Source organism: Pseudomonas sp., assembly GCF_048269965.1.
Lineage (GTDB): Bacteria > Pseudomonadota > Gammaproteobacteria > Pseudomonadales > Pseudomonadaceae > Aquipseudomonas.
The window spans coordinates 23,001-36,149 of record NZ_JBLWTV010000022.1; the positions used below are offsets into that span (position 1 = coordinate 23,001).

The following is a 13,149-nucleotide window of genomic DNA, read 5'->3' on the forward strand; positions in this document are numbered from 1 at the left end:
TAAACTTGGCCTTATCCCTTGCGGGTAAACGCCAGAACTCGCTCGTCGGCCACCGGCACCAGTTGCGGGTGCTGCCAACCGGCTACTTCGCCCACACCCACGACCAGCAGGCCACCCGGCGCCAGGCTTTCAGCCAGGCGATTGAGGATGTCGCGGCGACGCCAGCGGCGGAAATAGATCAGCAAGTTCTGACAGAAAATCACATCCATGCCGGACATCGGCGCCTTGGCCAGTTCCAACACATTGAGCTTGGCGCAGCACACACGCGCTGCCAGGCTCGGCACTACCTTGAAGCGTCCATCGGCCTGGGCGAGAAAATAGCGCTCGCGCAGCTCGTCACTCACCTGCTCCAGGCGTCGCGCCGAGTAGCACGCCTCGCGTGCCTTGCCCAGTGCGCCCTGGCTGATATCCGTACCGGTCACCGCGAAATGCTCGGGCAACTCGCTGCCTTGAAGAACCTCCGCAGCCTGAATCGCCAGCGAATAAGGCTCCTCACCACTGGAGCAACCCACGCTCCACAACTCCCAGGGTTTGCCCAGGCCAGCCGCCAGACGCTCCTGCAGATACTGCGAGAGCACCTCGAACGAGGGCGGATGACGGAGGAAGCGGGTTTCCTGCACGGTCAGACGATCCAGCAGGTTCGACCACTCCACCGCGCCACGTGGGCCATCGGTGACCTGACGGTAGTAGCTGGCGTAATCCGTGACGCCCAGTTCGCGCATGCGCGCACTCAGGTTGGTCTGCAAAAAAGCGCGCCGCTGCTCGCTGATCACCACACCGGTACGCGCCTCGAGCAGCGTCTGCCAGTCGTGAAAATCGGCTTGCGACATATCGGCCACCGGGCGCAATGCCCAAACGCCCGCTGACTGCATACCTTCGCCCTGAGTCATGGCTGTGTAGCGAAGGCTGCCGCCAGCCTTCGCACTCCTTTATCAGGCGTCTGGCAGGGTGAAACCGGACACCGACTTGCGCATCTCACTGGCCATCTTGGCCAGGTTACCAATGCTCTTGGCGGTGGCGGTGGTACCCGAGGACGTCTGCGAGGTGATCTCCTGGATCACGTTCATGGTGTTGGAAATGTGGCCGGCCGAAGAGGCCTGCTGACGGGCGGCGTTGGAAATGTTCTGGATGAGGGCCGCGAGGGTTTTCGATACCTTCTCGATCTCTTCCAGTGCCACACCGGCGTCCTGCGCCAGGCGAGCACCGCGCACCACTTCGGAAGTCGTCTGCTCCATGGAGATAACGGCTTCGTTGGTGTCGGTCTGAATGGTTTTTACCAGCGCCTCGATCTGCTTGGTCGCCGCCGAAGAACGTTCTGCGAGGCGTTGTACCTCGTCCGCTACCACGGCGAAGCCGCGGCCCGCATCACCGGCCATGGAGGCCTGGATCGCGGCGTTCAGTGCGAGGATGTTGGTCTGGTCGGCAATGTCGTTGATCAGGCTGACGATGTCACCGATCTCCTGGGACGATTCACCGAGGCGCTTGATCCGCTTCGAGGTGTCCTGGATCTGCTCACGGATGTTATCCATGCCGGTGATGGTGTTGTGTACGACTTCGTTGCCCTTGTTGGCGATGGCTACGGAACGTTCCGCTACCGCAGAGGATTCAGAAGCGTTCGCCGATACCTGGTCAATCGACACGGCCATCTCGTTGATCGCTGCGGAGGCACCCGCAATTTCCTGCGCCTGGTGCTCGGACGCTTCGGCCAGGTGCATCGCCGTGGCCTGGGTTTCCTGGGCAGCACCGGCTACCTGAACGGCGGTCAGGTTGATGGTGGCTACCAGGTCACGCAGCTGGTCGATGGAGTAGTTGATGGAGTCGGCGATGGCACCGGTGAAGTCTTCGGTTACCGTCGCGGCCACGGTCAGGTCACCGTCTGCGAGGTCGGCGATTTCGTCGAGCAGACGCAGAATCGCCGCCTGGTTACGTTCGTTCTTCTCGGCAGTCTCGGCCAGACGACGGTTGGTCTCGCGCACCATCACCAGACCGATGAGGATGATCGAGCCCAGCGCCAAGGCGCCCAGCACGTAGCCGAACAGGGTGTTGATGGCGCGACCCGAGGCCAGGTCTTCGAAGCCGCCGGCCAGCTCGGAGGCTTTGTCCAGCAGGGTCTGCGACACGGTGAAGATGGAGTTCGCCGATTCACGCACCTGGAACAGTTCCGGCGAGGTCTCGAGAATTTCGTCCACCGAGCCGGATACGAATTCGAACAGCTCGGAAATCTCGGCCAGACGCTCGAGGGCTTCCTCGTCGGTTACCTGGCTGATTTCCATCGCTGCGTTGCCCTCGAGCATCGCCGCCAGTACACGACCGAACAGACTGGCGTCACGACCGAACATGTCGGCGGCCTGCACCGAGTCTTCGTCACCCGCCAGCACCTTGTTCACCGAACCGAGGATACGTTCGGCCAGCAGCGACTGACGCTGGGCCACGGAAACCTGGGCAGCCGGTGCACCGCTTTCCAGCAGGATGTCGACCACTTCCTCGTACTCGACCTGCAGCTGCGGGATGGTTTCCGCCAGGGTGGCGGCTACCTGGTGCAGCGACAGTACCGTCTGCTCACTGGCGAGAATGGCGTCGGTGTTTTGCCGCAGGCTGTCCCAGTCCTGCTGCACGGTAGCCATCTGTGCCTGTACCGACTCGGGCGCCGGCGGCAAACCGCTGCTGGCATCACCATCGGTCAGGTAACCCCAGCGCTGCTGGAAGTCGTTGCGCGCATCACGCAACAGACCGAAGGCTTCGGCAGTACCTGCCGCCGCTTCCGTGGCGTTCTTGGCGATACGCTGGGACAGTACGCGCAGTTCACCGGAGTGACTGATGTACTCGGTATCGTAGTTGGACTGGGTGTTGATGTAGGCGAAGTTCGCGAACAACAGCACGATGGACACGATGAGCACGACGAACAGCGACGCGATCAGCGTGCTGCTGCGTGCTCCGACCAACAAATTACCTGCATTGAATTTTTTCATTTTCTGGCCCCCGCCTGGACCGACCGCACTACGGTTCCCATGTAACGCCAAAGGGTCGGAACAACCGACCCAACCGAAAATCCGCAGGCTCTTTAAAAACTACCTGCGTTGGCAACACTGCGTTGAAAGCGACCTCGAAATGCTCATTTACAGTCGTAAATAGCGCTTTTCGACCGCTTTCGCCTTGTCTTGCCTGCATCGACTCGGGCTTCCTGCTTCACCCTACCTTCTGCATCCATGCAGTCGCTGCCTACACTTTTTTGAACGGCCTGCTAATAAGCGACATCGAGAAAGACCTGATCGATTGCCAGCGCATGAGGGCTGAACACCAACCAGGGTTGTTCCCGCTGAAAAACACCATGAATGAACGGCGCAATGCTCGCCTCCAGAGGCGGCAACTGCTCGGAAAATGCATCCACGGGAAAATGTTGCATACCGAAAACCTCGTCGACCGTAAGGCCAGCGAAGATTTCCTGGTGGTCGACCACCAGCACTCGCCGCAGCTTGCGCAGCGGCGACAGTTCATTGCCGAAGAACCCGCACAGGTCCATGATCGGCAGCAGGCGGCCACGCACGTTGGCCACCCCTTTGACCCAGCCCTTCACACCCGGCAGCAGGGTGTAGCGCGGCTCGTGCAACACCTCTCCCACTTCCCCCATCGGCGCGACGAAGAATCGCTCGCCCATGCGAAAGCCGATACCGCTCCAGCTCTGTACCGCCGCCTGTTGCGACGGCAGGCCAGCCGCCAAGACCCGGCAACGCTGATCAATCTCAAGGAGAATCTGGAAAGGAGTCTGCACGGACATGCCAGCCTTGGCCTTCTTTTTAGCTAGTAAGCGAACAGCACGGCATCAGCCGGCCAGTACCGCATTGAGAGTCTTCAGCAAGGTATCTTCGTCGATCGGCTTGGTCAGGTAATCCTTGGCGCCCTGGCGCTTGCCCCAGACCTTGTCGGTTTCCTGATCCTTGGTGGTGACGATGATCACCGGGATATGGCTGGTCTCGGCGTCCTTGGTCAGCTGACGGGTCGCCTGAAAGCCGTTGAGGCCTGGCATGACGATATCCATCAGCACCGCGTCGGGTTTTTCCTGGCGGGCCAGAGCCACGCCATCGGCGCCGTTTTCCGCCTTGAGTACCTGATGCCCATGCTTTTCCAGCATGGCGGTCAGCTTGTACATCTCGGTCGGGGAGTCATCAACAATCAGAATTCGAGCCATGGTGTTTCCCAATACAGAAGTGGCGTGCGGCGGTCAGGCCGGAACGTCAGGAGGCTTGTTCCACTGGGGTGAAGTCGGGCACGTGAGCCTTGATGGCACCGAGCAGCTCTTCCTTGCTGAAAGGCTTGGTCAGGTACTGATCGGAGCCGACGATACGCCCCTTGGCCTTGTCGAACAGACCGTCCTTGGAGGACAGCATGATCACAGGCGTGGACTTGAAAGCACTGTTGTTCTTGATCAGGGCACAGGTCTGATACCCATCGAGACGCGGCATCATGATGTCGACAAAGATAATGCTGGGATGCGTGTCGGCAATCTTGGCCAGGGCATCGAAGCCATCGACCGCAGTGATGACATCACAACCCACTTTTTTCAGCAGAGTTTCAGCGGTGCGACGAATCGTTTTCGAATCGTCGATCACCATCACTTTCAAACCCTCGGTATGCTGTTCCATGTTCGCCCTACCATCGCCTCGGTGAGTCGTTATATTCGTGTTATCAGTATGCCTGAGGCCCAGTCTTCGATGGGGCTTGACCCAATCGTCGGGCCTTTTTAGCACACTCTCCAGATGCAAGCTATAAGCCTGCCAGGGCAGCTCCGCCCTTGACCACGCGGCCCGGCCGGCGCCACCCTGACAGCCATCGTTCGGCGCGGCCAACCCGGCCTTCGCCCTTATCTCACGGAGTTTACCCCCCATGAGCCTTCGTCTCGGGATCGTCATGGATCCTATTGCCAGCATCTCCTTCAAGAAGGACAGCTCGCTGGCCATGTTGCTGGCCGCTCAAGCACGCGGCTGGTCGCTGTTCTACATGGAGCAGCAGGATCTCTATCAGGTTCGCGGCCAGGCCCGTGCCCGCCTGCGCTCTCTGGAAGTGTTCAACGACCCACAGCGCTGGTTCACCCTTGGTACGGAACAGGACACGCCGCTCGCCGAACTGGACGTGATCCTGATGCGCAAGGACCCGCCCTTCGATAACGAATTCGTCTACTCCACCTACCTGCTCGAGCAGGCGGAGCGCGACGGCGTACTGGTGGTCAATCGGCCGCAGAGTCTGCGCGACTGCAATGAAAAGTTCTTCGCCACCCAGTTTCCCCAATACACACCAGCGACTCTGGTAAGCCGGCGTCCCGACATTGTGCGCCAGTTTGCCCATGAGCACCGTGACATCATTCTCAAACCCCTTGATGGCATGGGCGGATCGCAGATATTTCGCCACCGCGAAGGCGACCCGAATCTCTCGGTGATTCTGGAAACCCTGACCCTGCACGGCCACCAGCAGATCATGGCGCAGGCCTACCTGCCAGCGATCAAGGACGGCGACAAACGCATCCTGATGATCGACGGGGAACCGGTACCCTATTGCCTGGCGCGCATTCCGGCGGCCGGAGAGACCCGCGGCAACCTGGCCGCAGGCGGCCGTGGCGAGGCGCGAGCGCTGACCGAACGTGATCGCGAAATTGCTGCGGCAGTCGGCCCTACGCTACGCGAAAAGGGACTGATCTTCGTCGGGCTCGATGTGATTGGTGATCATCTGACGGAAATAAATGTCACCAGCCCGACCTGTATCCGTGAGATAGATGCCGCGTTCGACACCCGCATCGGCGAACAGCTGATGGACTGCATTGCACGCAAACGCGGCTTAAAAGCTTGACGCAGGTGGCAGCCTGGCGCCCGCAACTTGCAGGCGCCTACTGCTACCCGGCAGACTGCGCGACATTCGAAAGCAGACCCGATACGCGATGAACGCAGCCGCCTCCCCACCGACCACCTCCTCCGCCAACGCCCGACCGGCGGACCGCCTGGGATTCACCCTGTTTCTCGCGGCAGCACTGCACGCGGCCCTGATCCTCGGCGTCGGCTTCAGCCTGGAGTCGCCGCCGGAAATCAGCAAGACGCTGGAAATCACGCTGTCCACCTTCAAGAGTGAAGAGAAGCCCAAGGAAGCGGATTTCCTGGCGCAGGACAACCAGCAGGGCAGCGGCACGCTTGAACACGCCGCAGCACCCAAGACCACCGAGCAGGCGCCCTTCCAGGACAGCGAGGTGCGCAAGGTCACACCGCCAACCACGCCACAGCAGCCTGCCACCAGGCAGGAAGCCCCCAAGGCCGCCGTCGCCACGCGCGCGCCGCAGCAGCAGAAAACCCCGGTCAAACGCGAAGAGAGCAAACCGGTTCCGCAGACCCGGCCCGCCCCCGTGTTCGACTCCGCGCAGTTGTCAGCCGAGATCGCCAGCCTGGAAGCCGAGCTGGCCCAGGAAGTTCAGCAGTACGCCAAGCGCCCGAAGATCCACCGCCTCAATGCCGCCTCGACCATGCGCGACAAGGGCGCCTGGTACAAGGACGAATGGCGCAAGAAGGTCGAACGCATCGGCAACCTCAATTACCCCGACGATGCCCGTCGCCAACGTATATACGGCAGCCTGCGCCTGCTGGTGTCGATCAACCGTGATGGCTCGCTGTACGAGGTACAGGTGCTGGAATCTTCCGGCCATGCCGTGCTCGACCAGGCCGCACAACGCATCGTGCGCCTGGCCGCGCCCTACGCGCCCTTCACCGGCGACCTGGCCGACATCGATCGCCTTGAAATCATCCGCACCTGGCGCTTCGAACGCGGTGATCGATTGTCGAGCAATTAACCCGGCAACGTCGCTTGTTGACCGTAGCCCGGATGAAATCCGGGAATTTCAGTACCGCTCCCGGATTTCATCCGGGCTACGGACTGACGGACGGGCGCACGCGCAGTAGGACGTACCGGTGCGATGGCAGCTCGGAAGCACTACACCAGGGGATTTGTGAGGCGCCGAAGAGCGGCGGACTGTTCGCTGCGCTCCTGAGTCCGCCCTACAGCTTGAAGCCCGGCGCCTTAAAGCCGAAACTAGCCATCATGAAGAAATCAGCCGCCACCTCGCTCAAGCACCACTTCCTGATTGCCATGCCGCACATGGCCGATCCGCACTTTGCACAGACCGTCACCTACCTGGTCGAACACAACGAGCAGGGCGCAATGGGCCTGGTGATCAACAAGCCGAACGGCCTGAATCTGGCTGATGTGCTCGAACAGTTGCGTCCTGACGAAGAGCCTGCGGCACTGTGCCACAGCCTGCCGATCTTCGCCGGCGGCCCGGTACAGACCGATCGCGGCTTCGTCCTGCACCCCGCCGGCCCGCAGTTCCAGGCAACCCTGGAGCTGGGCGAGCTGGGCCTCTCCACTTCGCAGGACGTATTGTTCGCCATCGCCGACGGCAGCGGCCCTGATCGCTACCTGATCACCCTCGGCTACGCCGGCTGGGATGCCGGGCAACTGGAGGCTGAACTGGCCGATAACGCCTGGCTGACCTGCCCCGCCGACAGCAGCATTCTGTTCGACCTGCCATTCGATCAACGCCTGAATGCCGCAGCCGCACGCCTGGGGATCAACCTCAGCCTGCTGACCTCGCAGGTCGGGCACGCCTGATGAGCGACAAGCCACTGCGCCTGCTGCTGGGCTTCGACTATGGCACCAAGCAGATCGGCGTCGCCGTCGGCCAGGTGATCACCGGCCAGGCGCGCGAGCTTTGCGTGCTCAAGGCGCAGAACGGCGTGCCGGACTGGAGCCGCGTCGAGGCGCTGATCAAGGAGTGGCAACCAGACGCAGTAGTCGTTGGCCTGCCGCTGAACATGGACGGCACGCCAAGCGAAATGAGCGCCCGCGCCGAGAAATTCGCCCGCCGCCTCAACGGCCGTTTCAACCTGCCGGCCTACACCCACGATGAACGCCTGACCACCTTCGAAGCCAAGGGCCAACGCCTGCGCGAAGGCCAGAGCGGCGGTTATCGCGAGCGCCCGGTCGACGCCATTGCCGCAGCCCTGCTACTGCAGGGCTGGCTAGAGGAAAACTGTCCGGGTTGAGCGACTCGGCCCGCATCAAGGAGTTTCGCCATGCTACCCAACCCCAACGATCTGCTACCGGCCATGGCCAGCGCCCTGACTCAACACCTGAATCAGCGCCAGATCAGCGAGCCGCGCTTCATCGGCATCCGCACCGGCGGCGTCTGGGTTGCCCAAGCCCTGCTGCAAGCACTGGGGCGCGATGACGCACTGGGCATTCTCGACGTGTCCTTCTACCGCGACGATTTCACCCAGAACGGCCTGCATCCTCAAGTGCAACCCTCCGAACTGCCGTTCGAGATCGAAGGCCAGCACCTGGTGCTGATCGACGACGTGCTGATGAGCGGGCGCACCATTCGCGCCGCGCTGAACGAACTGTTCGACTACGGCCGTCCGGCCAGCGTGACCCTGGTCAGCCTGCTCGACCTCAATGCCCGTGAGCTGCCGATCCGCCCTGACGTGGTCGGTGCCACCCTGTCGCTGGCCGCCAACGAGCGGGTAAAATTGTCCGGCCCCACGCCGTTGACCCTCGAACTCCAGACGCTCGACAACTGAGACCCTCCGCGATGACGCCACTCGCCGCCAAGCGCCCGCTGCAACTGAACGACCAAGGTCAGTTGCGCCACTTCCTCTCACTCGACGGCCTGCCCCGCGAGCTGTTGACCGAAATCCTCGACACCGCCGACTCCTTCCTCGAAGTCGGCGCGCGCGCGGTGAAGAAAGTCCCGCTGCTGCGCGGCAAGACCGTGTGCAACGTGTTCTTCGAGAACTCCACGCGCACCCGTACCACCTTCGAGCTGGCCGCCCAGCGCCTGTCGGCCGACGTCATCAGCCTCAACGTCTCGACCAGCTCGACCAGCAAGGGCGAGACGCTGTTCGACACCCTGCGCAACCTCGAAGCCATGGCCGCCGATATCTTCGTCGTGCGCCATGCCGACTCCGGCGCCGCGCACTTCATCGCCGAGCACGTGTGCCCGAACCTGGCGATCATCAACGGTGGCGACGGCCGTCACGCGCACCCGACCCAGGGCATGCTCGACATGCTCACCATTCGCCGGCACAAGGGCGACTTCGAGAATCTGTCGGTGGCCATCGTCGGCGACATCCTGCACTCGCGGGTGGCGCGCTCGAACATGCTGGCGCTGAAGACCCTGGGCTGCCCGGATATCCGTGTGATCGCACCGAAGACCCTGCTGCCCATCGGCCTGGAACAAAGCTACGGCGTGCGCGTGTTCAGCGATGCCAACGAAGGCCTCAAGGACGTCGACGTGGTGATCATGCTGCGCCTGCAACGCGAGCGCATGCAGGGCGGCCTGCTGCCCAGCGAGGGCGAGTTCTACCGCCTGTTCGGCCTCACCGAGCAACGTCTCAAGCTGGCCAAGCCGGATGCCCTGGTGATGCACCCGGGCCCGATCAACCGTGGCGTGGAGATCGAGTCGGCAGTGGCCGACGGCCCGCAGTCGGTGATCCTCAACCAGGTCACCTACGGTATCGCCATCCGCATGGCCGTGCTGTCGATGGCCATGAGCGGGCAGAACGCCCAACGTCAACTCAACGCCGAGGAGGCCAACTGATGCGTACCGCAATCCTCGGCGCCCGCGTGATCGACCCGGCCAGCGGTCTGGATCAGGTCACCGACCTATATATAGACGGCGGCAAGCTGGTCGCCACTGGTCAGGCGCCAGCTGGCTTCGTCAGCGACAAGCGCCTCGACGCCCAGGGTCTGATCGCGGCGCCCGGCCTGGTCGACCTGTCGGTGGCCCTGCGCGAGCCCGGCTATAGCCGCAAGGGCAGCATTGCCACGGAAACCCTGGCCGCAGCGGCCGGTGGTGTCACCAGCCTGTGCTGCCCACCCTTCACCAAGCCGGTACTGGATACCTCGGCGGTGGCCGAGCTGATCCTCGACCGTGCTCGTGAAGCCGGGCACACCAAGGTCTTCCCCATTGGCGCGCTGAGTAAAGGCCTGGCCGGCGAACAGTTGGCCGAACTGGTCGCCCTGCGCGACGCCGGCTGCGTGGCCTTCGGCAACGGCCTGGACAACTTCCGCAGCAGCCGCACCCTGCGCCGCGCACTGGAATACGCGGCCACCTTCGACCTGCAGGTAATCTTCCACTCGCAGGACGCCGATCTCGCAGAAGGCGGCCTGGCCCACGAAGGCCCGACCGCCAGCTTCCTCGGCCTGGCCGGCATCCCGGAAACCGCCGAAACCGTGGCACTGGCCCGCGACCTGCTGCTGGTGGAACAGAGCGGCGTGCGCGCACACTTCAGCCAGATCACCAGCGCCCGGGGCGCCGAGCTGATCGCCGCCGCCCAGGCCCGTGGCCTGCCGGTGACCGCCGATGTGGCGCTGTACCAGCTGATCCTCACCGACGAGGCGCTGATCGACTTCTCCAGCCTCTATCACGTGCAACCGCCGCTGCGCTCGCAGGCCGACCGTGATGGCCTGCGCGAAGCGGTGAAAGCCGGGGTCATCAGCGCCATCGCCAGCCACCACCAGCCCCACGAACGCGACGCCAAGCTGGCGCCCTTCGCCGCGACCGAGCCGGGCATCAGCAGCGTGCAGTTGCTGCTGCCGCTGGCCCTGAGTCTGGTGCAGGACGGCCTGCTCGACCTGCCAACGCTGCTGGCACGCCTGACCAATGGCCCGGCGGCCGCACTGCGGCTGCCGGCCGGCTCACTGCGCGTCGGCGGCGCTGCCGATATCGTGCTGTTCGATGCAGGAGCCTCGACCGTCGCCGGTGAGCAGTGGTACTCCAAGGGCAGCAACTGCCCCTTCCTCGGCCACTGCCTGCCCGGCGCGGTGCGCTACACGCTGGTCGACGGACATATCAGCTACCAGGGCTGAACCATCACGAGCCCGCCACCCGGCGGGCTCGCCAGCCACTATGCAGTGCCGTAGGGTGCGCCGTGCGCACCAGTCTCCGAATGCTGCGGGGCGCACGGCGCGCCCTACGCCCCAGCGACCTTCCCATCCGCGACACAGGTCGCGCTCGCCACGACATTGGACGAATGAGTGACTCGACAGTCATGATCCACGTCAGGTTAGGCAGCCGAAATTTTCCAAACGCCACCGCCCTATGACCCTGCTCGCGCCCTGAGGCGCCGGCCTGGCGTCGCGCTGGCCTTGTTCAGGAGCTTTTGATTTATGTCGCGCTTACCTGTGATCGTGGGTTTTGGGGGTTACAACGCAGCCGGGCGCAGCTCCTTCCACCATGGCTTCCGTCGCACCGTGCAGGAGTCGCTGGAACCCCAGGCTCGCCAGGAAACCCTGGCCGGGCTGGCGCAGATGATGAAGCTGGTGCGCGTGGTCGATGGCCAGTACCAGGATCAGGACGGCCAGGCGCTGAGCCTCGCCGACATCGAAAGCCGCTACGCCAAGGAAATCCTGGCCGGCACCCTGGTGCGCCGTCTCGAGAAGCAGCATCTCGACCCGGACGCTGCCCATTGGCAGAAGAACATCAGCGTGGCCCCCACCAATGGCGCCAGCCTGAGCTTCATCACCCAGCGCAAGCAACTGCCCGAGCCGCTGCCGGCCAACTGGTCACTGGAAGAACTCGAAGGCAATGAAGTGCGCGTCACCCTGCACGACAGCTGCGAATTCAAGGTCGACAGCTACCGCCCGCTGGCGGTGAAATCCGCCGGCCAGTTGCCCACCGGCTTCGAGCCGAGCGAGCTGTACAACGCACGCTTCCACCCGCGCGGCCTGGCCATGACCGTGGTCGGCGTCACCGACGCCCTGCGTTCGGTGGGCATCGACTGGCAGCGCATCGTGCAACATGTCGCACCAGACGAGATCGCCGTGTTCGCCAGCTGCATCATGAGCCAGCTCGACGAGAACGGCTTCGGTGGCATGATGCAGTCGCGCCTGAAGGGCGGCCGCGTCACCGCCAAGCAACTGGCCCTGGGCCTGAACACCATGCCGGCCGACTTCATCAACGCCTACGTGCTCGGCAGCGTCGGCACCACCGGCAGCATCACCGGCGCCTGCGCCACCTTCCTCTACAACCTGCAGAAGGGCATCGAGCAGATCGCTTCGGGCAAGGCGCGTGTGGTGATCGTCGGCAGCAGCGAGGCGCCGATCAATCAGGAGTGCATCGAGGGCTACGGCGCCATGGGCGCACTGGCCACCGAAGAAGGCCTGCGCCAGATCGAGGGCAAGCGCGAAGTGGACTTCCGCCGCGCCAGCCGCCCGTTCGGCGACAACTGCGGTTTCACCCTGGCCGAAGCCTGCCAGTTCGTGGTGCTGATGGACGACGAACTGGCCCTGGAACTGGGCGCCGACATTCATGGCGCCGTGCCGGACGTGTTCATCAACGCCGATGGTTTCAAGAAATCCATTTCCGCCCCCGGCCCGGGCAACTACCTGACCGTGGCCAAGGCCGTGGCCAGCGCCGTACAGCTGCTCGGCCTGGACGCCGTACGCAACCGCAGTTTCGTCCATGCCCACGGTTCCAGCACGCCGGCCAACCGCGTCACCGAGTCGGAGATTCTCGACCGCGTCGCGGCGGCCTTCGGCATCGAACAGTGGCCGGTCACTGCAGTGAAGGCTTTCGTCGGCCATTCCCTGGCCACCGCCAGCGGCGACCAGGTGATCGCGGCCCTCGGCGCCTTCAAGTACGGCATCCTGCCGGGCCTGAAGACCATCGACGCGGTCGCCGGCGACGTGCACCAGGCTCACCTGAGCCTGTCCACCGAAGACCGTAAAGTGGGTGAGCAGGCGCTGGACGTGGCCTTCATCAACTCCAAGGGTTTCGGCGGCAACAACGCCAGCGCCCTGGTGCTGGCTCCGCACGTCACCGAACGCATGCTGCGCAAGCGTCATGGCCAGGCCGCTTTCGACGCCTACCTGGCGCGCCGTGAAGGCACCCGTGCCGCCGCTGCCGCCTACGACAGCCAGGCGCTGCAGGGCAAGCTGGACATCATCTACAACTTCGGCAACGACATGATCGACGACCAGGCGATCTCCATCACCACCGAAGAAGTGAAGGTGCCGGGTTTCGACCAGCCGCTGGTGTTCAAGAAGGACGCGCGCTACAGCGATATGCTCGATTGAGCATGTTGCGTTGTAGGGCGGGTGCAACCCGCCAATGTCGCG

13 protein-coding genes are annotated in these 13,149 nt (G+C 63.4%); 8 read left to right on the top strand and 5 right to left on the bottom strand.

Features of this window, described 5'->3' with window-relative positions; all coding sequences use genetic code 11:
* Positions 1 to 11: 11 nt before the first annotated feature.
* The 5 genes from ACN0X6_RS20645 to pilG form a co-directional block, all read right to left on the bottom strand.
* Complete coding sequence (locus ACN0X6_RS20645; protein ID WP_417706861.1) at positions 12 to 872, bottom strand: protein-glutamate O-methyltransferase; 861 nt, start codon at positions 870 to 872, stop codon at positions 12 to 14.
* A 60-nt stretch (positions 873 to 932) separates the two neighbouring features.
* A complete protein-coding gene (locus tag ACN0X6_RS20650) occupies positions 933 to 2,969 on the bottom strand; it encodes a methyl-accepting chemotaxis protein (protein WP_192980359.1) in 2,037 nt (678 codons plus the stop codon).
* 272 nt (positions 2,970 to 3,241) lie between these two features.
* Positions 3,242 to 3,775, bottom strand: a complete 534-nt coding sequence (locus tag ACN0X6_RS20655; RefSeq protein WP_160018990.1) for a chemotaxis protein CheW — start codon at positions 3,773 to 3,775, stop codon at positions 3,242 to 3,244.
* Between the two features lie 45 nt (positions 3,776 to 3,820).
* The gene (pilH, locus tag ACN0X6_RS20660; RefSeq protein WP_003458790.1) at positions 3,821 to 4,186 is read right to left on the bottom strand and encodes a twitching motility response regulator PilH; all 366 of its coding nucleotides are present in this window, start codon (positions 4,184 to 4,186) and stop codon (positions 3,821 to 3,823) included.
* Positions 4,187 to 4,232: 46 nt separating this feature from the next.
* Positions 4,233 to 4,640 carry a twitching motility response regulator PilG gene (pilG, locus tag ACN0X6_RS20665; protein ID WP_017678433.1) on the bottom strand — a complete coding sequence of 136 codons (408 nt, stop codon included), beginning with the start codon at positions 4,638 to 4,640 and terminating at the stop codon, positions 4,233 to 4,235.
* Positions 4,641 to 4,881: 241 nt separating this feature from the next.
* Here pilG and gshB point away from each other — a divergent pair, with 241 nt between their 5' ends.
* The 8 genes from gshB to ACN0X6_RS20705 all read left to right on the top strand — a co-directional run bounded on the left by gshB (position 4,882) and on the right by ACN0X6_RS20705 (position 13,107).
* Positions 4,882 to 5,838, top strand: coding sequence for a glutathione synthase (gene gshB / locus ACN0X6_RS20670; RefSeq protein ID WP_417706864.1), 957 nt, complete (start codon positions 4,882 to 4,884; stop codon positions 5,836 to 5,838).
* Between the two features lie 88 nt (positions 5,839 to 5,926).
* Positions 5,927 to 6,823 carry a TonB family protein gene (locus tag ACN0X6_RS20675; RefSeq protein WP_417706865.1) on the top strand — a complete coding sequence of 299 codons (897 nt, stop codon included), beginning with the start codon at positions 5,927 to 5,929 and terminating at the stop codon, positions 6,821 to 6,823.
* Positions 6,824 to 7,071: 248 nt separating this feature from the next.
* A complete protein-coding gene (locus ACN0X6_RS20680) occupies positions 7,072 to 7,641 on the top strand; it encodes a YqgE/AlgH family protein (protein WP_417706867.1) in 570 nt (189 codons plus the stop codon).
* Positions 7,638 to 8,075 (top strand): Holliday junction resolvase RuvX, encoded by a 438-nt coding sequence (gene ruvX / locus ACN0X6_RS20685; protein WP_090430074.1) that lies wholly within the window; start codon positions 7,638 to 7,640, stop codon positions 8,073 to 8,075. The genes ACN0X6_RS20680 and ruvX overlap by 4 nt, the downstream gene beginning before the upstream one ends.
* Before the next feature lie 30 nt (positions 8,076 to 8,105).
* Positions 8,106 to 8,609 (top strand): bifunctional pyr operon transcriptional regulator/uracil phosphoribosyltransferase PyrR, encoded by a 504-nt coding sequence (gene pyrR / locus ACN0X6_RS20690; RefSeq protein ID WP_037003769.1) that lies wholly within the window; start codon positions 8,106 to 8,108, stop codon positions 8,607 to 8,609.
* An 11-nt stretch (positions 8,610 to 8,620) separates the two neighbouring features.
* Positions 8,621 to 9,628, top strand: coding sequence for an aspartate carbamoyltransferase catalytic subunit (locus ACN0X6_RS20695; protein ID WP_017678427.1), 1,008 nt, complete (start codon positions 8,621 to 8,623; stop codon positions 9,626 to 9,628).
* Complete coding sequence (locus ACN0X6_RS20700) at positions 9,628 to 10,899, top strand: dihydroorotase (RefSeq protein ID WP_417706869.1); 1,272 nt, start codon at positions 9,628 to 9,630, stop codon at positions 10,897 to 10,899. Before ACN0X6_RS20695 ends, ACN0X6_RS20700 begins: the two co-directional genes overlap by 1 nt.
* Positions 10,900 to 11,199: 300 nt before the next feature.
* Positions 11,200 to 13,107: a beta-ketoacyl synthase gene (locus ACN0X6_RS20705; RefSeq protein ID WP_417706871.1), complete on the top strand. Its 1,908-nt coding sequence runs from the start codon at positions 11,200 to 11,202 to the stop codon at positions 13,105 to 13,107.
* The last annotated feature ends 42 nt before the right edge of the window (positions 13,108 to 13,149 follow it).

Coding starts and splice junctions, on each gene's coding strand:
- ACN0X6_RS20645 (WP_417706861.1), bottom strand. CDS start 872: ATGCAGTCAGCGGGCGTTTGGGCATTGCGCCCGGTGGCCGATATGTCG.
- ACN0X6_RS20650 (WP_192980359.1), bottom strand. CDS start 2,969: ATGAAAAAATTCAATGCAGGTAATTTGTTGGTCGGAGCACGCAGCAGC.
- ACN0X6_RS20655 (WP_160018990.1), bottom strand. CDS start 3,775: ATGTCCGTGCAGACTCCTTTCCAGATTCTCCTTGAGATTGATCAGCGT.
- pilH (WP_003458790.1), bottom strand. CDS start 4,186: ATGGCTCGAATTCTGATTGTTGATGACTCCCCGACCGAGATGTACAAG.
- pilG (WP_017678433.1), bottom strand. CDS start 4,640: ATGGAACAGCATACCGAGGGTTTGAAAGTGATGGTGATCGACGATTCG.
- gshB (WP_417706864.1), top strand. CDS start 4,882: ATGAGCCTTCGTCTCGGGATCGTCATGGATCCTATTGCCAGCATCTCC.
- ACN0X6_RS20675 (WP_417706865.1), top strand. CDS start 5,927: ATGAACGCAGCCGCCTCCCCACCGACCACCTCCTCCGCCAACGCCCGA.
- ACN0X6_RS20680 (WP_417706867.1), top strand. CDS start 7,072: ATGAAGAAATCAGCCGCCACCTCGCTCAAGCACCACTTCCTGATTGCC.
- pyrR (WP_037003769.1), top strand. CDS start 8,106: ATGCTACCCAACCCCAACGATCTGCTACCGGCCATGGCCAGCGCCCTG.
- ACN0X6_RS20695 (WP_017678427.1), top strand. CDS start 8,621: ATGACGCCACTCGCCGCCAAGCGCCCGCTGCAACTGAACGACCAAGGT.
- ACN0X6_RS20700 (WP_417706869.1), top strand. CDS start 9,628: ATGCGTACCGCAATCCTCGGCGCCCGCGTGATCGACCCGGCCAGCGGT.
- ACN0X6_RS20705 (WP_417706871.1), top strand. CDS start 11,200: ATGTCGCGCTTACCTGTGATCGTGGGTTTTGGGGGTTACAACGCAGCC.